Raw genomic sequence first — 21441 nt, 5'->3', positions numbered from 1 at the left:
TCGTCGCCGCGCCGCCGGGCGCCCTCAGTGATAGTCGCGCGATTTCAGCGTGATCTCCTCGTCGTTCGGCAGCTCCAGCCGCTCCAGCTCGCGCGCGAGCACGTGGATCACCTCGCCCTGACGCTCGACCCGCCCGGCGACGAGCAACAGCGCGGCGTGCCGCGCCACCTGGTAGTGCTCCTCGAAGACCTGCTTCTGGACGATGACGTTGACCACGCCGGTCTCGTCTTCGAGCGTTACGAACGTCACGCCGCTCGCCGTCGCGGGCCGCTGGCGGCCGACCACCATCCCGGCGACCCGCACGCTCTCCCCGTTGCGCGCCGCCTTGATCTCCTCGGCGGTCCGCACGCGCCCGGCCCCGCGCCGCCGCTTGAGCGCCGGCCGCAGGTGCCGCATCGGGTGATCGTGCAGCGACAGGCCCACGCGCCCGTAATCCAGCGCGAGCTGCTCCAGCGGCCTGAGCGGGGGCAGCCCGACGTCGCTGTCGTCCTCGATCGGCACGCCGTCGAACAACCCCTCCACGCGGGGCGCGCGCGCCCGCCAGAGCGCCTCTCTCCGGGCGGGGACCATCGCGGCGAGCGCGCCCGCTTCGGCGAGCGCTTCCACCTCGTTCTTCTTCAGCTCCGTGCGCCTCACGAGATCCGGGAGACCCGTGAACGGCGCCTCCTCGCGCGCCGCCACGATCGCCGCCACCGCCGCCTCCCCGAGCCCCTTCACGAGGCGCATGCCGAGCCGCAGCGCCGGGCCCGCCGAGGGCGCCTCGCCGGGCTCGAGGGTCGCGTCCCACGCGCTCTGCACCACGCACACCGGGCGCACCTCGACGCCGTGCCGCTGCGCGTCCTGCACAAGCGCCGACGGGCTGTAGAACCCCATGGGCTGCGCGTTGAGCAGCGCGCAGGTGAACGCCGCCGGATGGTGGACCTTGAGCCAGGCCGACGCGTACACGAGCAGCGCGAAGCTCGCCGCGTGCGACTCCGGGAAGCCGTACTCGCCGAAGCCCTGGATCTGCTGGTAGAGCATCTCCCCGAACTTCGCCGAGATCCCCCGCTCGGCGAAGCCCTGGATGAGCCGCCCGCGGTGCCGCTCCAGGCGCCCGTGCTTCTTCCACGCCGCCATGTCGCGGCGCAGCTGATCGGCCTCGCCCGGCGTGTAGCCCGCGCCGACCATCGCGATCTGCATCACCTGCTCCTGGAAGAGCGGCACGCCGAGCGTGCGCTCCAGGATGGGGTCCAGGCACGGGTGCGGGGACACCGGCGGCTCCTGCCCCGTCCGCCGGCGCAGGTAGGGGTGCACCATCCCGCCCTGGATGGGCCCGGGACGCACGATCGCCACCTCGATCACCAGGTCGTAGAACTTGCTCGGCTTCAGCCGCGGGAGCATCGCCATCTGGGCGCGGCTCTCGATCTGGAACACCCCCACCGTGTCGGCCCGGCCGATCGCCTCGTAGACGGCCGGGTCCTCCGGCGGGATCTGCGCGAGCGCCGCGATCGGATCGAACGCGGCGCCTCGGCGCGCGTGGACCGAGGGGCCCGCGGACGCGGCGTCACGAGCCACGTCGACCGAGGGGTCCGCGGACGCGGCGTCACGAGCCGCGTCGACCGAGCGATCCGCGTCCGCGGCGTCACGAGCCGCGTCGGCCGGCCGGCCCCCGAGCTCGGCGTACCGATCTGTGTGGATCAACGCGAGCGCCTTGCGGATCGCCGTCAGCATGCCGAGGGCCAGGACGTCGATCTTGAAGAAGCCGAGATCGTCGAGGTCGTCCTTGTCCCACGGGATCACCGTACGGCCCTCCATCCGCGCTGGCTCCACCGGGGCCACCTTGTGCAGCGGCTCCGACGAGAGCACGAAGCCGCCGACGTGGATCGAGAGGTGGCGCGGGAAGCCCTCCAGCGCGCTCGCCATCAGGACGGCCTGCCGGACGCGCACGTCGTCCGGATCGAGGCCCGCCTCGCTCACCCGCTGCTCCGTGATGTCCGCCTCGTGGTGGAGCACGAGGCCGCTCAGCCTGTCGACCTGATCCGCCGAGAAGCCGAACGCCTTGCCCACCTCGCGGAGCGCGCTCTTCCCGCGGTAGGCGATCACCTCCGAGACCATCGCCGCCCGGTCGCGGCCGTACATCTCGTAGATCGCCTGGATCACCTCCTCCCGGCGCTCGTGCTCGAAATCGACGTCGATGTCCGGCGGCTCGTTGCGCTCCTCCGACAGGAAGCGCTCGAAGAGCAGGTTGGATCGGGCCGGGTCCACCGCCGTCACGCCGAGCACGAAGCACACCGCGCTGTTCGCCGCGCTGCCGCGGCCCTGGCAGAGGATCTGCCGCGCGCGGGCGATCTTCACGACCTGCTGCACGCTGAGGAAGTAGGGCGCCACGCCGAGCTTCGCGATCAGCGCGAGCTCCTTCTCGATCTGCGCGCGCACCTGCGGCGGCGTCCCCTCCGGGTAACGGTCGCGGCAGCCCTCCTCGGTCAGGCGCCGCAGCGCCTGATCCGACGTCTCCCCCGGCATGCAGAGGGCGTCGCTCGGGAAGCTGTAGCGGAGCTCGGCCAGCGAGAAGCGGCAGCGGGAGGCGACCTCCACCGTGCGCGCGACCCAGGCCGGATGATCGCGGAACAGCGCCGCCATCTGCGCGCCGGACCGCACGTACGCCTCCGCGTTGGGCGCGATGCGCGTCCCGGCCTGATCGAGCGTGGTCTTGGTCCGGATGCACGTGAGCACGTCGGCGAGCGGCTTGCGCGACGGGTGGTGGTAGAGCGGGCGCGCGGTCGCGACGACGCAGGGGCCGTAGCGCCGCTCCGCCGCGAGGGCCGCCGCGACCCGCTCGCCGTCGCGGCGGTCGAGGTGCTTCCAGGTCGCGACGAGCGCGCGCTCGCCGAACGCGTCGCGCAGCGCGCCGATGAGCGCGCCGGAGGCGGCCGCGGGCACGAGCGGATCGAGCGGCACGATCGCGGACAGGCCCCGCGGCGCCGCCGCGATCGCCTCCGCCGAGATGCTCGCCGTCCCCTTCTCGCAATCGGCGTGCGCGAGCGTGAGCAGCCGGCAGAGGTTCGCGTACCCCTCGCTGTCCTCGACCAGGAGGACCACCGAGGGCTGGACCTCCGGCGCGCGCTCGGCGCGCGGCGCGGCGCGCTCGACGGCCGCGCGCGTCGCGCCGATCGTCAGCTCGGCCCCGACGATCACCCGCTGCTCGACCTTCTTCGCCGCCGTGTGCGCGCGGACGCTGCCGTAGATCCCGTCGCGATCGCAGAGCGCGAGCCCCTCGAGGCCGAGCTCCTTGGCGCGGTGCACGAGCTCCTCGGGGTGCGAGGCGCCCTCGAGGAACGAGAAGCAGGAGCGGCCGCAGAGCTCCGCGAACGGCACCGAGGCGCCGGCGCTCACTCGCACCACCCCTGCAGGAAGGCCTCGCCCGTCGCGCGGTCGACGTAGATCCACGCCTCGCCGCAGGAGCTCGCGCTCGCGCCGTCGCGGGGAGGGCGCAGCTCGCCGAGGCGCGCCGGGGCGGCCCTGCCGGACGGAGCGCCCGAGGCCAGCCAGGCGCGCGCGTAATCGCGCGAGGCGGGCGTGGGCGTCCACCACTCCACCGCGTCGAGCCGCATCACGAAGGAGAGCCGCTCGATCGCGTAGAGGTGCCGGTCGACCGCCACGATCGCCCCGCGCCCGACGCGGCCGAGCGGGATCGGCTGCGGGAGGAGCCGCGCGGGCTCCGGCGCCGGCGCGTCGGCCCCCTCCGCACGCTCCCCCGCGGCCCCCTGCTCCGCCGCGGCGCGCGCGCGGGCCGCGGCGGACGTGCGCCCCGCGGCCGCCTCGTCCGAGACCGGCACGAGCCGCGACCGCGCCTCGGGGCGGTGCGCGTCGGCGACCTCCAGGACGCCCACCCGCTCCGCGCCGATCTCCGCCGAGAGCTCGGCCAGGAGCGCCGGCAGGCTGTCGGGATCGACCGAGCGGTCGCGCGACAGATCGAGCTGCACCCGGCGGGCGCGCGCGATGCGGGAGGCGATGAGGTGGACCCCCACCGCGGGCGCCGCGAGCTCGATCCGCTCGAGCTTCGCCTTGAGCGGGCGGAGCAGATCGCCCGCGTCCGAGAGGGGCACCGGCATGTCGACGTGGAAGCGCAGCGAGGGGCCGCGCTCCTCGTCCTCCAGGAGCGCGTCGGCGACCTCGTCGTCGCGATCGCCGAGGCGGAGCCGCGCGATCGAGCGATCGTAGGCGATCGCGACGTTGAGCCGCCCGCACGCCTCGCCGCGCGCGGCGAGCCGGGACGAGATGCGCGACGTCATGCCGCGCAGCACGAACAGGAGCGACTCGGCGCTCTCGACCGGCTCGTCGAAGAGCACCTCCTCCTCGATCAGCCGGGGCACCTCGTACGGCAGGAGCGGCACGGGATCGCGCCCGGCGAGGAGCTCCATCACCTCGACCGTCCGCGGGCCCAGCCGCGCCGCCACCTGCGCCCGCGGCAGGCGCGCGAGGTCCTCGACGCGGAGCACGCCGAGCCGGACGAGGAAGCTCGCCACCTCGCGCTCGACCGGGAGCGCCTGCACCGGCAGGGGCCCGATCGCCTGCGCTCCCTTGCCCGGCGGCGCGATCGGGGCGTCTGCCCCTGGCGCGCCGTCCGCGTGCGCGCCGAAGCGCGCCAGCGCCTGCGCGAGCCGCGGCCCGTCGGCGATCGCGAGCCGCGCCCGGTGGCCGAGCGCCGCCACGCGCTCGCCGAGATCGCCGAGCAGCGCCTCCTCGCCGCCGACGAGGTGCGACGCCCCGGTGATGTCGAGCCACACCGTGTCGTACGGGCCGTCGCCCCAGGGGCTCCGCGCCGTGGTCGCGGCGCGCTCGCCGGGGCGGCTCGCCCGCGACGCCCCCGCGCGCGCGCCGGCGCGCGTCGGGGCGCCCTGCTCGCCGAGCTGGATCGCCGCCGTCGCCCCGAGCCCGAGCGCCACCTCGGCGACCCGCCCGAGCGCCGCGTCGATCTCGGCGAACGTCACCCGGTGGATCGCGAGGTGCGCGACCAGCGCCGCCGCCTCGACGACCTTCTGCCCCGGCCTGACCCCGTACCGCCGCGCCTCGTCGTCGACGACGTCGATCACGGCCACCGGCGCCGCCGGCTCGCGCTCGGACCGCGCGGCGAGCGCGGCCCGGCGCTCCTCCTCGCCGCCGATGATCACCGCGAGCGGCGCCTTCCCGCTCGGTGAGACCGGCCCACGCTGCTTCACCAGCTCGCACGCGAGCTGCGGGAGCACGATCGCCACAATGCGCCTCGCCGCCATCGCCTCTCCTCCTCACGCCCGCGACAGCGCGGGCCGCGGCTCGCTTCCCGCCGCCCGCTCCGCCTTCTCCCGCGCCCGCTCGCCGAGCACCACCGGCGTCGGCGACGTCACGCGCCCGCGCCGATCCTTGGCGACGCGCACCATCAGCCGCCCCTCGGCGACCTGCTCGAGCTCCAGCCGCATCGCGACCGGCAACGGCATCGGCCGCGCCGCCTGGCGATCGGTGAGGAGCAGGATCGTCCCGTCGCTCCCCTCGGTGGCCAGGGCGAGCTTGCGCACCACATTGACCCACCGCGCGAGGTCCTCCTCGCGGCGCCCCGCCGCGGGCGCGCCCCGCTCCCCCTTCCCCGCCCCCTGACCGAAGGCCCCCGGGACCCCGGCCACGTCGATCACGAGCACCGCGAACGCCCGGCTCATCGCCATCCGGACCGCGACCTTGGCGAGCATCTCCACGGGGGGCCGCGCCACGAGCAGCCGGCTCAGGTCGACCCCCGCGCGCGCGACCGCCGGCGCGAACAGCGAGCCGCTCGGGTCGATCCACGCGCACCACGCCCCCGCCGTCGCGCTCGTCCCGCGCAGCCGCGCCTCCGCCTGCGCCGACGCGCACGCGGAGAGGGCGATGGAGGTGGACCGCCCGAGCCCCCGCGGCGCGGCGAGCTCCACCACCCCCCCGCGCGGCAGACCCCCTTCCGGGAGCGCGTCATTAATTTCCTGTATACTGAGCGGTAGCGTCTTGGCGCGCGCTTCGAACTCGGGGAGGGTGTGGCGCAGCAGGTCCCGGGCGAGAGGAGCGGCAAGAGCGACGGGCGACATACTGAACATGGTAACAGTACTCTCGCGAAGCTGCCAACTTTGCAGGACGAACAACGTCCTACCTGCGCTCGGTGCGTTCCCCTTTCGCCGTTCCGGGACAGCGGAATGGCTTGTGTCGGTGATCTTCGGGCGGCGGGGATGACAGGACAGCGGGGATGAGGGGAATGCCCGCCCTGAGTTCTTCAATAAGTCCTCCCCGCCCCCTGTCGACCTAGGGCGGGGTCAGGACCGTCGCGGCGCTCTGTCGCCAGCGCGGGCGGGGCTCCTGCCGCTCCGGGTCAGTGCGGCGGGGCTGCCGCTCCGGGGACAGCGGCCGCCCGTGGAACGTCCCCAACGTAACGCGAGCTCGGCCGGATGAGCCGCCCGACGCGCCGCTGCTCCTCGATGTGCGCGTACCAGCCGGCGACCCTGCCCACCGCGAAGGTCGGCGCGAAGAGCGCGCGCGGCAGCCCGAGCGCGTCGAGCAGCACCGCCGTGTAGAACTCGACGTTCGCGCGCAGCGGTCGCTCCGGGTGCCGCGCGCGGAGCGCCGCCTCCGCCGCCCGCTCGACCGCGCGCGCCAGCGCGAGCCGGGCGCCCTGCGCCCCGCCCGCCGTCCGCCCGAGCCGCTCGATCGCCCGCTCGAGCACCGCCGCCCGCGGATCCCTCACCCGGTAGATCCGGTGCCCCATGCCCATGATCCGCCGCCCCGCCGCGAGCTCCGCCTGGATCCAGCGCTCGGCGCTGCCTGGCGACGGCGCGCCGCCCTCGCCCGCCGCTGCCCCGATGGCGTCGAGCATGTCGAGCACCGGCCCCGGCGCGCCGCCGTGGAGCGGCCCCTTCAGCGCGCCGATCGCCGCGACCACCGCCGAGACCGCGTCCGACCCCGTCGAGGTGACCACGCGCGCGGTGAAGGTGGACGCGTTCATGCCGTGGTCCGAGACCGTCACGAGGTACGTGTCGAGCTCGCGCGCTTCGGCCTCGCTCGCCGCCGCGCCGCGCGCCATGCGCAGGTAGTCGGCCGAGAGCCGGAGCGCCGGATCGGGCGCGACCGGCTCCTCGCCCGCGCGCCGCCGCGACCAGGCCGCCGCGAACGTCGCGACCGCCCCGGTGATCGCCGCGGGCGGGGCGTCGCCGCGGAGGTGCGCGACCGCGGCGCGGAGCGCGTCCATGCCGTCGCCCGCGTGGAGCGCGTCCCCGAGCCGGCCGAGCAGCGCGAAGGCCCGCGTCCGCCCCTCGGCGATCGCGCCCCGGAGCGCCTCCCGCTCCGTCGCCGAGGGCAGCGCGCCGCCCCAGAGCAGCCCGCACGCGTCCTCGAACGTCACCCCGCCGCCGCCGGCGAGCGCCTCGACGTCGTGGCCGGCGAGCGTGAGCCTCCCCCGCTCGCCGTCCACCTCCGAGAGCCGCGTCTCCGCCACCACCACACCCTCCAAGCCGCTCGCGAGCGGCGCCGCCACGTCCTTCATCCGATCACCTCCGCCAAGGACATGTTGGGCATCGCATGAGGTTGATCAACCTTGATTGTACAATCAACCATGCACGCTATCGAAGCGCGTCGAGGACGCCGCCGGGGCGCGGGCGTGGGCAAAACGGCGCCGCGCGGGCGGCGCCTGAGCGAAGAATCCCGGCGAGGACCGGGGAATCCGATGCTAGGAGGGACACATGCGTCCGGCGATCCGCGGGCCGCGCCTCCTGGATCGGCGGACAGGGTTCGGACCTGACGTTGATGGCCCTTCATGGTTGATCTACCTGACTCGGAGCAGCGGCCCTCGGCGTACGTGACCGGCGCCGAAGCGGCGGAGCTGCTCGGCGTGAAGCGGGAGACGCTCTACGCGTACGCGAGCCGCGGCGTGCTCCGGGGCGTGCCCGGCGGGCGAGGGCGCGCGCGGCTCTACCTCCGGGCGGACATCGAGCGGCTCAAGGCGCGGCACGACGCGCGCGCCGGCCACGGGCCGGTCGCGGCCGAGGCGCTCCGGTGGGGCGAGCCGGTGCTCGAGTCGGCGCTCACCGCGATCGGCCCGCGCGGGCCCGTCTACCGGGGCAAGGAGGCGGTCGCGCTGGCGCTCGAGGACGCGCCGTTCGAGGCGGTCGCGGAGCTCCTGTGGACCGGCGAGCTGCCGGCGGGAGGCGCGCCGGCGGCGCGACCCGGCCGGCTGAGCGTCCGCCCGGCGAAGCTCGCGGCGCTCCTCCCGGAGGGCACGCCGCCGCTCGCCGCGCTCGCGCTCGTGGTGCCCGCGCTCGGCGCGCACGACCCGGTCCGTCACGTGGGCGCGCCCTCGGGCGACGGGCGCATCCCCACGAGCGACGCGGAGCGCGCGCGGGCGCGGGCGCTCGTGCGCTCCCTCGCGGCGCTCGTCGGCCTCGGGCGGGACCCGGCCAGGGCGACCGCGGCCCTCGAGGCCGAGGGGGCGGCGCGGCGCCTGCTCGTCGCCCTCGGCGCGAGCCCCTCGAAGAAGGCCGAGCGCGCCGTGAACCGGGCGCTCTCGATCTCGGCCGATCACGAGCTGAACGCCTCGACGTTCGCGGTCCGGGTGGCGGCGTCCACCGGGGCCGATCTCTACGCCTGCGTCAGCGCCGGGCTCGCGGCGCTCTCCGGCCCGAGGCACGGCGGCGCCACCGACCGCGTCGAGGCCCTGGTCGCCGAGGCAGCCCGGCCCGAGCGCGCCGCCGCCGCGGTCCACGAGCGGCTGCGCCGCGGGGAGCCCATCCCCGGCTTCGGGCACAGGCTCTACCCGGAGGGCGACCCCCGCGCTCAGGCGCTGCTCGACACGGCCCGGGCGCTCGCGCCCCAGAGCACGGCGCTGCGCACGGTGCTCGCGCTCGTCGACGCGCTCCGCGACGCCGGCCACGACCCGCCGTCGCTCGACATGGGCCTCGTCGCGATCACGGCCGCGCTCGGCCTGCCGTCCGGCTCGGCGGCGGCGCTCTTCGCGGTGGGCCGCGCCGCGGGGTGGATCGCCCACGCTTTCGAGCAGCGGGAGGCCGGGTACATGCTGCGGCCCCGCGCCCGGTACACGGGGCCCTGACACTCGCGCCGCCGCGCCCTAAAAATCGACCTGCATGCCGAGCTCGACCACGCGGTTCGGCGGCAGGCCGAAGTACGCCGTCGCCGGCCGCGCATTGCGCGAGATGAACGCGAACAGCCCCTTCCGCCACCGGGACATCTTCGACCGCCCCGTCGTCAGCAGCGTCTCCCGGCCGAGGTAGTAGCTCGTCCGCCCGAGATCGATGTGGAGCCCGTGCCGCTTGCACCCTTCCAGCACCGACGGGGCGTTCGGCGTCTGCATGAAGCCGTAACACGCCGTCACCTGGTAGATGCCCTCGCCCCGCGGGATCACCGTCGTGCGCCGCTCCGCCGGCACCTCCGGCACGTTCAGCACCTGGATCGAGAGGAGCACCACCTGCTCGTGCAGCACCTGGTTGTGCTTCACGTGGTGCAGCAGGATCGGCGGCGTGCCCTCGGGGCTCGACGCCATGAAGACCGCCGTCCCGCGCACCCGGTGCGGCTTCGTGCGCTTCACGTCCTCGAGGAACATGTCGAGCGGCAAGATGGCCGATTTGATCGCCGCGGCGAGGTGCTTGCGCCCCGTCTTCCAGGTCGTCATCACGGTGAAGGTCGCCGCCCCCATCACGATGGGAACCCAGCCGCCGTGGAAGAACTTGGCGCTGTTCGCCGTGAAGAACGCGAGATCGATCACGAGGAAGAGCCCGGCAAGCGGGAGCGACTTCCAGACCGGCCAGCCCCACGTCTTCCGCGTGACCACGTAGTAGACCACCGTGGTGATCCCCATCGTGCCCGTCACGGCGATGCCGTACGCGGCCGCGAGCGCGCTCGAGCTCTTGAAGGTGAGCACCAGCACGATGCACGAGATCAAGAGCCCGCTGTTCACCTCGGGGATGTAGATCTGCCCCGCCTCGTCCTTCGAGGTGTGGACCACCGTGACGCGCGGGAAGTACCCGAGCTGCACGGCCTGCTGCGTCAGCGAGAACGCCCCGGAGATGAGCGCCTGCGACGCCACGACCGCCGCCGCGGTCGCGATCGTTACCGTGGGGTAGAGCGCCCACGGCGGGACCAGCGCGTAGAACGGGCTCGCCGCGGCGGCGGGGTCCTCGAGGAGCTTGGCGCCCTGGCCGAAGTAGTTGATGAGCAGCCCCGGCCAGACGATCGTGTACCAGGTGTACTTGATGGGCCTGCGGCCGAAGTGACCCATGTCGGCGTACAGCGCCTCGCCGCCCGTGATGCAGAGGACGACGGCGCCGAGGATCAGGAAGCCGTGCACGTTGTTCTCGGCGAAGAAGCTCACCGCGTAGGTCGGTGAGACGGCCCGGAGCACGCCGGGGCTGTGGAGGATCTCCTTCGCCCCGAGCAGCGCGAGCGCCACGAACCACACGAGCGTCACCGGCCCGAAGATCGTCCCGACGCCGGCCGTGCCGCGCTTCTGCACGAGGAACACGGCCAGCAGCACGGCGCAGGTGATCGGCACGACGGCGGGCTTCAGCGTCGACGTCGCGACCTCGAGGCCCTCGACCGCCGAGAGCACCGAGATCGCCGGCGTGATCACGCCGTCGCCGTAGAGGAGCGAGGCGCCGAAGAGCACGAGGAGCACGAGCAGGCCGCGGCCGTCGCCCTTGCGGTCGCTGCTCGGGACGAGCGCGAGGAGCGCGAGGATGCCGCCCGCCCCCTCGTTGTCGGCCCGCGTGATGAACGTCAGGTACTTGACGGTCACCACCATCATCAGCGACCAGAACATCAGCGAGAGCACGCCGAGCACGTTGTCCGGCGTCGGAGCGACGTGGTGCGGGCTCCTCGGGCTGAAGCACTCCTTCATCGCGTAGAGGGGGCTCGTCCCGATGTCGCCGTAGACGACCCCGAGCGCCGCGAGCATCAGCGGCCACATCTTCTTCGGGGTCGAGCCGTGGGCGCGGTCGGCCGGCGCGGACGCCGCGGGGCGCTCGGCGCCCTCGGCCGGTTGTGGGCTTGTCGTCATCGGGGCGAATCCTACTCCATCGCGAGCGCTCATCGCGAGGAGGCGCGGCGCGCCGCCTCAGCCGAGCGCGCGCGCCGCCGCGGTGAGATCGTCGATGAAGCGGGAGAGCTCGGCTTGCCTGGAAGCCTCGTCGGGCATGCGCAGGATCGACGCAGGATGCACGGTCGCGAGCGTGCGCGGCGCGAGCGGCGAGGCGACGAGCCGGCCGCGATCGCGCGTGACCCGGAACGAGCTGCCGAGCAGCGCCTGCGCCGCCGTCGCGCCGAGGCACACCACGATCTCCGGCTGCACCGCCTCGATCTCCGCGGCGAGCCACGGGAGGCACGCGCGGATCTCGCGCGCGTCGGGCTTCTTGTGGATGCGGCGCTTGCCGCGCGGCTCCCACTTGAAGTGCTTGACCACGTTGGTCACGTACGTCCGCCGCCGGTCGATCCCCGCCGCCTCGAGCGCCCGATCGAGCAGCTGCCCCGCCGGGCCCACGAACGGCTTGCCGGCAAGATCCTCCTTGTCGCCCGGCTGCTCGCCGACGAGGAGCACGTCCGAGCGCGCCGCGCCCTCGCCGAACACCGTCTGCGTCCCCCGCTCCCACAGCGGGCAAGCCCGGCAGCCCGCCGCGGCCTCGCGCAGGCGCGGCAAGGAAGGACGGCTGGGGACCAAGGCCGCCGCCGTCGCCTCGCCGGGGCCGGCGTCGCGCCCTGCTGCATTTCGTCTCGCCACGGTCGCCATGGTTTCCCCGAGCAGCATCGCGCGTGCCACCCGCGCGCCGTCGCGACGCGCTGCGTTCGGGCGCGTCGCGACGGCGCACGGCCGAGCCGGCTTGACGGCCCCGGGCGTCCTTCCCATAGTGCCCGAGTCCCTCTAGTTGACCCACCGGTCAGAATGCCCCGCCTCGCCGATCGCCGCGCCAGGATCGAGTTGCTCCGCGCCGCCGAGGCGGCGTTCACCGAGCGCGGCCTCGCCGCGGCGAGGGTCGAGGACATCACCGAGCGGGCAGGCGTCTCGAAGGGCGCTTTCTACCTGCACTTCCAGAGCAAGGACGACTGCTTCAAGCAGATCGTCGAGACCTTCATCGCGCGGCTCGCGGGGTGCGTGGAGCTGCCGCCCATCGCCGTCGAGGGCGTCGATCGGGCGTCGGTCGACGCGTACTTCAAGCGGCTGCTCGCCCACGACGTCGAGGTGCTCGAGTTCTGCTGGCAGAACCGGGCGCTGCTCAAGATGATGCTCGCGGGCGGCGGCGGAGCCCCTTACGCCTACCTGATCGACGAGTTCGCCCAGCGCGTCGCGCGCCTCGTGGAGACCCGCGTCCGGTACGCGATCGACATCGGCCTCTACCGGCGCGATCTCGATCCCAGCGTCCTCGCGGAGCTCATCTCCGGCGCCTTCGATCGCCTGGTCCGCAAGCTCATCGACGCGCCGTCCCGGCCAGACATCGCCGCCTGGTGTGGTCAGGTGCTCCAGCTCTTCCTGCACGGCCTGCTCACCCCGGAGGCGCGCGCCTTCGCTGACCTGCCGGTCACGGAAGCGCCGCCGCGCAGCGCGCGGCAGACCGCTGGCGCGGAAGCGCCGCCGCGCAGCGTCCGTCAGACGGCTGGCGCGGCCCCTGCGTCGGCCCCCGGCGAGCGCCGGCGCGCCAAGGCCAAGGCGACCTGAGGCGGTCACCGTTTGGCACTAGGCCGTCCGGGGCGGATAGGACGCGCGCCGCCGATGTCGACTCCGCGCTGACTTCCGGCGGCGCGCCGCCCGACCGCCGCGTCACGACGCGCGACCTCCGCGTCGCGGCGCGCTTTGTAGGGCGTCACCTGAGCGGAGCCCATGGATCCCCGGTCCGCACCGGGCAAATTGTACAGGGAATCCCTGACTCGTGATTCCTCATTGCCCTAGCGGTCGGTCGGGCTGCAGCTGAGCTAGAGCTAACAGTCAACGGGGACTTCGGCCTCGGGACAGTGAGGGGGTGAATCGGGGCGCCGGAGGGGAACCGCTCAGGCGACCCGGAAGAGCGCAGCCTGGGGAGCTGCCTGATCGTTCGACCGCGCCGTGGCGACCATCGCGCGCGCTGGACAACAACAGGCGCTCTCCGAGGGAACGGGGCTGTCGAGGGGGGCTGTATGAGCACACGATCGGGCTGCGAGAGACGGTTGATCCAGGAGCTGCTCCGGCAGACGTGCCGTTCGCTGGAGTGGCGCGCTGACACGGAGAGGTCGATCGCAGACAGGCTCGATGCTGCCCTCGCCGAGCACGCGCTCCACGTGTTCACCCCGGACGTCGACCTGCGCGTCCAGCTGACCAGGGACCTCGCGCTCGCCATCGCGATACGCGTGCTCTCCTTCGGCGAAGACGCCGAGGAGTCCCTGTGCAAAGCCCTCTCCCAGGACAGATCGCCGATGGCGGAGCTCGTGAAGTCAGCGTGGCCCCTCGTGCGCACCGCCTGCAGGACGGCCGAGCGGAGCGCCGGGCGGCTGGTGCTGCTGACGACGGTGCCCGAGGCGTGAGGCGGAGAGCGGGGCGCGCGCCCAGAGCCCGCGCGGAGGGCTCACGGCGACGGACCGGCGCGAACAAGGCGACGCTCGGATCTCGCCGGCTCGCGCCGGCGCCGAGGAGCGCCGATCCCTCGAAGCAGCTGCCAGGAAGAGCGATGAACACCGCATGACGGAGCCAGGTCCACGAGGCGATGCAGATGGCGCTCCAGACCACCTACAGCATCTACGTTCGCTTCCGGGGCAGGCGGCTCGCGCTCATGAAGCACATCCGCTCGCTCGAGTCGGCGCGCACCTCGTTGCAGGCCTTGCGGGCCGAGCGGTTCCACGACGCGGATCAGGTGTTCCTCGTCAACGACGCGACGAAGCAGGTCGTCGATGAGCGCGCGTGGGAGGACGCCCGAGAGCCCGGCGCGGACCGGGAGATCGGCGTCACCACCCAGGTCGAGGCCGACGACCAGCGCGGGGATCGCGCGCGCGAGGCGACGGATCAGGAGGCTCCCGCGCCGTGGGAGGCCACGGCGCCAGCGCCGCACGAGGCGCACGAGGCCCTGACGCCCGCCGAGCGCGAGGCGCAGGCCGAGGATAAGGCGCGGCGCGAGCCGCCGGAGAGGAGGTCGCCCACGGTCGAGGGCGCGGAGCCCCCACGCGCGCGCCTGCGCCGCGCGATGGCGGCAGCGCAGGTGGCCCGAGCGCGCCACGAGGCCGCGCTGGAAGCCATGAGCAGGCTCCAGCCCGGCGGGAAGATGGATGAGATGACGCTGATGAGGCTCAACGACTCCGCCCGCATGGCGTCCGATCGGTCGGCGCGCGTCCTCGAGCAGCTCGAGCAACTCCTGAAGCGCCTGGAAGGGGCGCGCTGATCGAGGTGAGGTGGCGGTAAGACACCGCGTCGGGCGCTCCGCGAAGGCAAGGACAGGCACGTCGACCGACCGATCGCCGCAACGTTAGCGTCGCCTGTGCCCCGCGGCTGCGAGGCGCCCGAGAGAGCGCTTAACCGTTCAAGCAACCATGCCGGAACCGAAGAAGTCACGCCGGACGCAATTCAGGGCACCGGGCCACAGCGACGCCGCGCCCCACGCCGGCAGGACGGCTGCGCAGCGGCGCGCGCCGGACTCGTCCGAGGACGCCGGCGAGCAGGCCGCCGCCGCGGAGCCGCACCTCGGGAACGAGCAGCGGTTTCCGGTCGTCTGCGTCGTCGCGTCGGCCGGCGGGCGCGGCGCGATCGCGGAGCTGCTCCGGCGGCTGCCGAGCAGGGACACGAGCCTCTCCCTCGTGCTGATCTACAGCGCCGAGCCAGGGGAGATCCCGGTCTTCGAGCTCGCGGCGCAGAGCAGCCCGCTCCCCACGAGCGAGCTTCGCGCCGGGGCGAGGCTCATGCCAGGTCACGTCCAGGTCCTGCCCCCGGACACGCGAGCGACGCTGGACGGCGTGCGCGTCGAGCTCGCGCCGCGCGGCGAGTCCGGTCCGGGCCCTGCCGATGCCTTCCTACGCTCGCTCGCGCGCGAGCTGGGGTCGAGCGCGGCGGGCGTCGTGCTTTCCGGCACCGGGAGCGACGGCGCCCTCGGGCTGAAGGACGTGAAGGCGGAGGGCGGGGTCACCTTCGCGGAGGACCCGCGCACCGCCGAGCGGCCGGCGCTCCCGCGCAACGCCATCGCGGCCGGAGGCGTCGATTTCATCCGCGGCGTCGAGGCGATCGCCGCGGAGCTCGCGAGGATGGGCCGCCCCGGTCACGCGCCCGCCCTGTGGCTCCCGCAGGGCACGCCCCTGGGGGTCGACCCGGAGCTCGGCAAGCTCTTCAGGCTGCTCCACGCCGCGGTGGGCGTCGACTTCAGCCACTACAAGAAGAGCACGCTGAGGCGCCGTATCCAGCGCCGAATGACGCTCCACCGGCTCGCGTCCCTGCAGGAGTACCTCGATCACCTGAGAGCGCACCCGGACGAGATCGAGCACCTCTATCAGGACCTCCTCATCAAGGTGACCACGTTCTTCCGCGATCCGGGCGCATTCGCCGCGCTGAAGACCCACGTGTTCCCGGTGCTCATGCACAACAGGCCGCAGGACTCCCCGGTTCGCATCTGGGTGCCGGGCTGCTCGACGGGCGAGGAGGTCTACTCTCTCGCGATCTCGCTGCTCGAGTTCCTCGAGGACGACGCGAACGATCACGCCATCCAGATCTTCGGCACCGACCTGAGCGAGGCCGCCATCCAGCAGGCGCGGGCCGGGATCTACGTCGATGGCATCTCGTTCGACGTCTCGCCCGACCGGCTGCGCCGCTTCTTCGTCCGGGTGCACGGCGGCTTCCAGGTCAACAAGTCGGTCCGCGATCTGTGCATCTTCTCGCGCCACAACGCCGCGGCCGATCCGCCCCTCGCGAAGCTCGATCTCGTCAGCTGCCGCAACCTGATGATCTACATGGAGCCGAGCCTGCAGCGCCGGCTGCTGCACACCTTCCACCAGGCCCTCAAGCTCACGAGCTTCTTGCTCCTCGGCTCCTCCGAGAGCATCAGCGCGATGTCCGACCTGTTCGGGGTGGTGGACAGGACCCACAGGATCTTCTGCAAGCGCGCCGCGTCGGAGGCGGCCAGCGCGCGCGATCTCGCCGCGCCCTCCCTCCCCGCCCCGCCTGCGCCCGCGCCGGACAAGGGGGAGCCGCGGAGCCCAGAGGGGCTCCTCATGGACGCGCTGCGCAAGGAGGCCGACGCCATCGTGATGGCCCGCTACGCCCCCGCCGGCGTGGTGGTCGACGAGGAGATGCAGATCGTCCAGTTCCGGGGCAAGACAGGGCCCTACCTCGAGCCGGCGCCCGGCGACGCCAGCCTGCACCTCTTCAAGATGGCCCGCGAGGGGCTCCTGCTCGGCCTCCGGGCCGCCATCGACGCGTCGATGAACTCGGAGGCGATGGCCCGGAAGGAGCAGATCAAGGTCCGGCAGGGAGACAAGCTCCGCTACGTCGACGTCGAGGTGTGGCCGCTCAAGGTGCGGCTCCCGCGGGGGCGCTGCTTCCTCGTCGTCTTCGCCGAGTCGGGCGGCGCCAGGCTGGACCGTACAGGCGACGACCCGGCCCAGAGCGCCCCCCAGAAGGACCTCGAGGTCGCGCAGCTCCGCAGGGAGCTCGTGACCACGAGGGAGCACCTCCAGTCGATCATCGACGAGCTCGAGGCGACGAACGAGGAGCTCCTGTGCGCGAACGAGGAGCTCCTCGCGAGCAACGACGAGCTGCACAGGATGAAGGACGCGCTCGAGTCCGCTCACGAAGAGCTCCGGTCCGCGAACCAGGAGCTGACGGCCATCAACGAGGAGCTCCACAGCAGCAACGTCGCGCTCGGGCTCGCCAACGACGAGCTGCGCAACCTCCTCGGCAGCATGAGCATCCCGGTGCTGATGCTCGACGCGGACCTCCGGATCCGCCGCGTCGCCGGCGTGGCCGACGAGCTGCTCGGCCTCGCCGCGAGCGACGTGGGCCGATCGATCCTCGAGGTGAGGCCGAGGAGCGCGGCCGACATCGCGCCGATCGTCGCCGAGGTGCTCGACACGAGGAGCGGCGTCGAGCGGCAGGTCGAGGACCGCGAGGGCCGCGTCCATCTCGTGAGGGCGCGCCCGTTCCGGATCACCGGGAACGAGGTCGACGGCGCGGTGATCTGGTGGCTGGAGAGCGAACCGACGAGGCGCGCCGGGCGCGAGCTCGCGGGCGCGCGCGACCGCATCTCGGCCGTCTTCGAGGTGCTGCGCCACCCGTTCCTCCTGCTCGACGGCGAGCTCCGGATCCGCGCGGCGACGCGGCGCTACTGCGAGCTGTTCATGGTCTCGCTCGGGGACATCGAGGGGCGTCCCCTCTCGGCCATCGACGCCGTGTGGAACACCCCGCAGCTGGAGCAGCGGCTCCGGGACGTGCTCCGCCGCAGCGCCGCGCTCGTCGACTTCCGCGTCGAGGCCGTGCTCGCGCACGCCGGACGCAGGACGCTGTCGTTCTCCGCCTTCCGGCTCCAGGCCGACGAGGGCGAGCTCCCGGCCCTGCTGCTCGTCGTCGAGGACAGGACCGGGCCCGAGGAGGACGAGCCCCCGCAGGCGGGGCTACGGCCAGCGCGCCGCGCCGGCTCCGACTGACGCGCTCACCGCCCGCGCGTCCGCCAGTCCCCCGAGGCGATGCGGGGATACCCCAGCACCTGGCCGGCCGGCATCAGGTACGCCTCGCAGCGCGCGCCGCCGTCGAGCTCGATCATCTCGCGCCGGAAGAGGTCGGGGCAGCCCTCGTAGACGTCGAGCGACGCGAGGGTCTCCCGATCCGGCTCGTAGAGCTCCCCGACGACCGCGGCCGAGCCCCCGCGCACGAGCGCCGGGTAGGCGCCGAGGTCGGCGAGCTCGAACGACCGGGCGGTGCGGGCGACCCCGAGGAAAGGCGCGCGCCCGAGCAGCCGGTGCGAGCGCTCGCCGCGCATCAGCGTGCCGTAGACGAACAGGGGCACGGCGCCGTCACCGGCAGTGCTGTTCGACCGCGGCGAGCAGCTGCTCGAGGTTGATCGGCTTCTTGAGGAACTGCGCCGCGCCGAGCGACGACACGAACTCGTCGCGGCCCGTCGCCGAGATGATCACGACCGGGATCGAGGCGAGCTCCGGGTCCTTCTTCTGCTCCGCCCTGAACTGCCAGCCATCCATGATCGGCATCATGAGGTCGAGCAGGATGAGGCCGGGCTTAGGCTCCGTTCGAAGCGCGCTGAGCGCCTCGCCGCCGTGCGCCGCCGACGTGACGGCGTAGCCCTCCTCTTGCAGGAGCTCGGCGAGGGTCTCTCGAATATCCGGATCATCATCGACAACGAGGATCCTCTTCAAGGGAGTGGCAGGCACGGTGCATCAACCACTATGCGAAAGCCGGACGTCACGGCGAAACAGGGAAAGCCCTGAATCCCTGCTCGGGGTCCGCTTGATCAGGCCTGTTCTGCGAGAAAGGGCGCGCATGAAGGTCTCTCTGCGGCAAGGAGCGCCGCGGGGGCGCCTCGGAACGGAGCCCGCTCGAGCGCCGCGCGCCACCGTGGAACCGTGGACCCGCGCGGAGTCGACGGCCCTCACGCCGGACGGGTCTGGCAGGAGGGGTTCGGGCGTGCGCATCGTGCTCGATCGTCGGCGGTCGAGCCCGATGTTACAGCACAGCGACGCTCCGGCGAAGACGCTCTCTGCCAGATCTGCGGCCAGCCAGGGTGAGCATCGCGCGGCTCGGTCGTGCTCCGCCAGGTCATGAGCCGGCGAGGGTACCACCGGCGCGCTGGAGCGCAGCCGCGCGGCGCCACCCGAGCGGCTGCGCTCCAGCGCGTGCGGCGCGGATCGGGCGGGCAGCGTCAACCTGCCTCGCCCGCGGCGCCGAGCACCACCTTCGAGAGGGTGCTCAGCAACACGTCGATGTCCACCGGCTTCGGGATGAGCGCGGCCGCGTGCAGCCGCTCGGCGATCGCCTTCATCTCGTGGGGCCGGCGGGCCGAGAAGATCATCAGGGGAGAGGGCGGGCCGAGCCCCGCGATCTCGGAGACGAACCGGTCCGTCGTCATGCCCGGCATCGTCAGATCGAGGAGGACCGCGTGGAAGCGCCGCTCCGCGAGCGCGTCGAGCGCCGCGCGCGCGGTCGCGGTCAGCTCGACCTCGTACCCCTCCAGCGTCAGGAGCTCCTCCAGCATCGCCGCCGTGTCGATGTCGTCCTCTGCAACCAGGATCACGTGCTTGCCACGCATGGCTCCCCTCGGCTTTCCTCGGAAGGGGGGCCGCTCTGCAGGCGGCGCGCCCTCCCGTCCCGCGCCGGACGAGCGCGCGGCGCGCGCCCCAGCAGGCCGGTCGCCGGCGCGGCACAGGCCCCTCGAGGACGGCACGGCGTGACGAGCGGCCCAGGCGAACGGATTTACGCGCTCCGGAGCGTTCGCCGCAGCGCGCCGCGTCCACGATGACAATGCGCGCAGCCCGACAGACGGATCGCCGCACTCCGGCGATCCGGCGTAGTCCTTCCCCCTCTTTCGCCCCGGGCACTATGAAAGCCCGGCCGCGCTCGGGATGCAACTCCGGACGGGCCCCGGACGTAAAGCCAGGGCGTACCCCGGACGTCGGGCAGAGCGGACCGGGAGTTGGGAGCAAACAGAGAGCGCGAACGGACTCCCCGACGGGGGAGACACCCTGGTAGACTCCCATGGATGCCTGGCGAACGCCGCGTCGCGCTACTCGCGATGGAGCCAACCATGCCGGACGGTGGGGGAGCGCCGTTCAGCCATGGAATCCGTCGTGTCGAAGCCTCTTTGCTCGCCGATCCGGAGCTCGCCGGTGTGCCGATCCATGTGGTCGAAGCGCAGACGAGGGATCTCGACGCGTGGGTCGCCGAGGTCGAGACCGTGGATGCCGACATCGTCGGCCTCGCCGCGCACGTCTGGTCCTTTCCCACGTTCATCGACGTCGCGCGCCACCTCCAGCGCAACCGGCCGGGGCGCACGATCGTCCTCTGCGGTCCCCTCGCGCGCCCCGCGATGTTCGCGCTCGCGCCGTGGCGCGACGCCGCCGCCTGCATCGACGCCCTCGTGCACGGCAACGAGCTCACGTTCCGGAACATCGTCCGCCTGAGCGATCGCTCCCCCGAGGCGCTGCGCACCGTGCCCGGGCTGCACGTCTTCACCGCCGGCGGCTGGGTCTCGACGGGCGAAGCGCCTCACGTGGCGCCCGACGAGCTCCCGTCCGCGATCCGGATGAAGCTGCTCCCGACCGATCGCATCGTGCCGATCGAGATCTGTCGCGGCGGCGTCATGAGCTGCCCGACCTGCGGCATCTCGACGGGCGACGCCTCCGCCGGCGTCTTCTCGGAGGCCTACCTCGTCGAGGAGCTGAGCGCGCTCCGCGCCGCCGGCGCCCCGGGCGCGCAGGTCGTGGACGCGCCGCTCAACCTGAACGCGGAGGCGTTCCGGAACCTCGTGGCCGCGGAGAAGCAGGTCGGCTTCTTCAAGCAGGCGACGCTCTCGGCGTCGATCGATCCCGAGCACGTGCACGACGAGCACCTCGAGTTCCTCCGCGGCGTCGCGCGCGTGTCGCTCGACGCGCGGCTGCCGCCGCTCAACAAGGACACCGGCGACGGCACGCAGCGCCCCTTCCGGGAGTCGAAGTTCGCGAAGGTGATCGAGGAGCTCTCGACCTTCACGGACATCGAGGTGGACATCCTCCTCGGCCTCCCGGGCGACGGCCCCATCACGTTCCGCCGCACGCTCGAGCGCGCGCGCGAGCTGCCGTGCAAGGTCCGCATCTTCCACAGCCTCGTCCTCCCGGACGACCTCATGACGCGCGCGCCGGCGTCGTTCGAGCTCCGCTTCGACCCGTTCACGCTGATGATGCGCTCGTGCCTCGGCTGGTCCGAGGACGCGCTGTCGCGCGAGCGCAGCCGCCTCATCGAGATGGCGTACCGCGAGGGCGGGGAGATCACGCCGGACATGTGGTCCTTCCCCGGGCCGCGCGAGATGCGGCGGCCGGCGATGCCGCTCGGCAGCGGCGTGGTCCCGCCGGGCGGCGAGATCCGGGTCGAGGGCGCGACGACGCTCGCGCCCGCGGGGCAGGATCTGCAGCGCGTGCTCGAGCTCGGGATCAAGGAGGCGACCTCCGGCGGGTGGACCTTCGTGGAGGCCTCCGCGCGCCCCGGCGAGATCGTCGTCATCATGAAGACGCGCGACGGCGCGCTCGTCGTCGAGATGCGCCCCGCCTCGCCCACCGAGAACGCCTACAAGGTCGTGGACGGCGTCGCGTTCGGCTACCGCTCGCCGCGCGGCGTGAAGATGAGCGACGGCGCGCTCCGCCTGCTCGATCGCGTCCTCCAGCGCCTGCACGCGCCGGCGCGCACCGCGCTCGGCCTCTCGACGCAGGACGGCGGCCCCGGCTCGGCCCGGGTGCGTCGCTTCCGAGCGACGCCCTCCTGACGTCGCGGCG

Annotated in this window: 15 protein-coding genes; 6 read left to right on the top strand and 9 right to left on the bottom strand. The window is 73.4% G+C overall.

Annotated elements, in window-relative coordinates:
* Positions 1–24: 24 nt before the first annotated feature.
* The 4 genes from dnaE to WME98_RS35150 all read right to left on the bottom strand — a co-directional run bounded on the left by dnaE (position 25) and on the right by WME98_RS35150 (position 7510).
* The gene (gene dnaE / locus WME98_RS35165; RefSeq protein WP_437946018.1) at positions 25–3372 is read right to left on the bottom strand and encodes a DNA polymerase III subunit alpha; all 3348 of its coding nucleotides are present in this window, start codon (positions 3370–3372) and stop codon (positions 25–27) included.
* Positions 3369–5252, bottom strand: coding sequence for a DinB/UmuC family translesion DNA polymerase (locus tag WME98_RS35160; RefSeq protein WP_437946017.1), 1884 nt, complete (start codon positions 5250–5252; stop codon positions 3369–3371). The genes dnaE and WME98_RS35160 overlap by 4 nt, the downstream gene beginning before the upstream one ends.
* Positions 5253–5264: 12 nt before the next feature.
* Complete coding sequence (locus WME98_RS35155; protein WP_236644530.1) at positions 5265–5918, bottom strand: recombinase A; 654 nt, start codon at positions 5916–5918, stop codon at positions 5265–5267.
* Positions 5919–6343: 425 nt separating this feature from the next.
* Complete coding sequence (locus tag WME98_RS35150; protein WP_437946016.1) at positions 6344–7510, bottom strand: citrate synthase; 1167 nt, start codon at positions 7508–7510, stop codon at positions 6344–6346.
* 270 nt (positions 7511–7780) lie between these two features.
* Here WME98_RS35150 and WME98_RS35145 point away from each other — a divergent pair, with 270 nt between their 5' ends.
* Positions 7781–9070, top strand: a complete 1290-nt coding sequence (locus tag WME98_RS35145; RefSeq protein ID WP_437946015.1) for a citrate synthase family protein — start codon at positions 7781–7783, stop codon at positions 9068–9070.
* Positions 9071–9088: 18 nt separating this feature from the next.
* Here WME98_RS35145 and WME98_RS35140 read toward each other — a convergent pair whose 3' ends face one another.
* Together WME98_RS35140 and WME98_RS35135 are read right to left on the bottom strand one after the other, a co-directional pair.
* On the bottom strand, positions 9089–11032 hold the full coding sequence (locus WME98_RS35140) for a potassium transporter Kup (protein WP_437946014.1): 1944 nt from the start codon (positions 11030–11032) through the stop codon (positions 9089–9091).
* 57 nt (positions 11033–11089) lie between these two features.
* The gene (locus WME98_RS35135; protein ID WP_437954055.1) at positions 11090–11758 is read right to left on the bottom strand and encodes a UdgX family uracil-DNA binding protein; all 669 of its coding nucleotides are present in this window, start codon (positions 11756–11758) and stop codon (positions 11090–11092) included.
* Between the two features lie 153 nt (positions 11759–11911).
* Between WME98_RS35135 and WME98_RS35130 the strand changes: the two genes are divergently transcribed.
* From WME98_RS35130 to WME98_RS35115, 4 genes are all read left to right on the top strand, one after another.
* Complete coding sequence (locus WME98_RS35130) at positions 11912–12682, top strand: TetR/AcrR family transcriptional regulator (protein WP_437946013.1); 771 nt, start codon at positions 11912–11914, stop codon at positions 12680–12682.
* A gap of 455 nt (positions 12683–13137) precedes the next feature.
* On the top strand, positions 13138–13521 hold the full coding sequence (locus tag WME98_RS35125; protein ID WP_061625777.1) for a hypothetical protein: 384 nt from the start codon (positions 13138–13140) through the stop codon (positions 13519–13521).
* A 185-nt stretch (positions 13522–13706) separates the two neighbouring features.
* Positions 13707–14369, top strand: a complete 663-nt coding sequence (locus WME98_RS35120) for a hypothetical protein (RefSeq protein ID WP_437946012.1) — start codon at positions 13707–13709, stop codon at positions 14367–14369.
* A gap of 148 nt (positions 14370–14517) precedes the next feature.
* Positions 14518–17613 carry a CheR family methyltransferase gene (locus WME98_RS35115; protein WP_437946011.1) on the top strand — a complete coding sequence of 1032 codons (3096 nt, stop codon included), beginning with the start codon at positions 14518–14520 and terminating at the stop codon, positions 17611–17613.
* A gap of 5 nt (positions 17614–17618) precedes the next feature.
* On the opposite strand, the gene WME98_RS35110 is transcribed toward WME98_RS35115, so the two are convergent.
* From WME98_RS35110 to WME98_RS35100, 3 genes are all read right to left on the bottom strand, one after another.
* Complete coding sequence (locus WME98_RS35110; RefSeq protein ID WP_437946010.1) at positions 17619–17972, bottom strand: gamma-glutamylcyclotransferase family protein; 354 nt, start codon at positions 17970–17972, stop codon at positions 17619–17621.
* Between the two features lie 7 nt (positions 17973–17979).
* Positions 17980–18351: a response regulator gene (locus tag WME98_RS35105; protein ID WP_061625775.1), complete on the bottom strand. Its 372-nt coding sequence runs from the start codon at positions 18349–18351 to the stop codon at positions 17980–17982.
* A 488-nt stretch (positions 18352–18839) separates the two neighbouring features.
* A complete protein-coding gene (locus WME98_RS35100; protein ID WP_437337054.1) occupies positions 18840–19226 on the bottom strand; it encodes a response regulator in 387 nt (128 codons plus the stop codon).
* A gap of 495 nt (positions 19227–19721) precedes the next feature.
* Here WME98_RS35100 and WME98_RS35095 point away from each other — a divergent pair, with 495 nt between their 5' ends.
* Positions 19722–21431: a hypothetical protein gene (locus WME98_RS35095; RefSeq protein WP_061625773.1), complete on the top strand. Its 1710-nt coding sequence runs from the start codon at positions 19722–19724 to the stop codon at positions 21429–21431.
* Positions 21432–21441: the final 10 nt, after the last annotated feature.

The organism is Sorangium sp. So ce296, from assembly GCF_051529605.1.
GTDB classification, from domain to species: domain Bacteria; phylum Myxococcota_A; class Polyangia; order Polyangiales; family Polyangiaceae; genus Sorangium; species Sorangium cellulosum_D.
The sequence above is the reverse complement of the archived record's forward strand: the minus strand, read 5'-3'. Positions and strand labels throughout refer to the sequence as shown.

What these genes read in the sequence shown, in the direction of transcription:
- WME98_RS35160 (WP_437946017.1), bottom strand. Translation starts at nt 5,252, where the DNA reads ATGGCGGCGAGGCGCATTGTGGCGATCGTGCTCCCGCAGCTCGCGTGC.
- WME98_RS35150 (WP_437946016.1), bottom strand. Translation starts at nt 7,510, where the DNA reads ATGAAGGACGTGGCGGCGCCGCTCGCGAGCGGCTTGGAGGGTGTGGTG.
- WME98_RS35145 (WP_437946015.1), top strand. Translation starts at nt 7,781, where the DNA reads ATGGTTGATCTACCTGACTCGGAGCAGCGGCCCTCGGCGTACGTGACC.
- WME98_RS35140 (WP_437946014.1), bottom strand. Translation starts at nt 11,032, where the DNA reads ATGACGACAAGCCCACAACCGGCCGAGGGCGCCGAGCGCCCCGCGGCG.
- WME98_RS35135 (WP_437954055.1), bottom strand. Translation starts at nt 11,758, where the DNA reads ATGGCGACCGTGGCGAGACGAAATGCAGCAGGGCGCGACGCCGGCCCC.
- WME98_RS35130 (WP_437946013.1), top strand. Translation starts at nt 11,912, where the DNA reads ATGCCCCGCCTCGCCGATCGCCGCGCCAGGATCGAGTTGCTCCGCGCC.
- WME98_RS35125 (WP_061625777.1), top strand. Translation starts at nt 13,138, where the DNA reads ATGAGCACACGATCGGGCTGCGAGAGACGGTTGATCCAGGAGCTGCTC.
- WME98_RS35120 (WP_437946012.1), top strand. Translation starts at nt 13,707, where the DNA reads ATGGCGCTCCAGACCACCTACAGCATCTACGTTCGCTTCCGGGGCAGG.
- WME98_RS35115 (WP_437946011.1), top strand. Translation starts at nt 14,518, where the DNA reads ATGCCGGAACCGAAGAAGTCACGCCGGACGCAATTCAGGGCACCGGGC.
- WME98_RS35100 (WP_437337054.1), bottom strand. Translation starts at nt 19,226, where the DNA reads ATGCGTGGCAAGCACGTGATCCTGGTTGCAGAGGACGACATCGACACG.
- WME98_RS35095 (WP_061625773.1), top strand. Translation starts at nt 19,722, where the DNA reads ATGCCGGACGGTGGGGGAGCGCCGTTCAGCCATGGAATCCGTCGTGTC.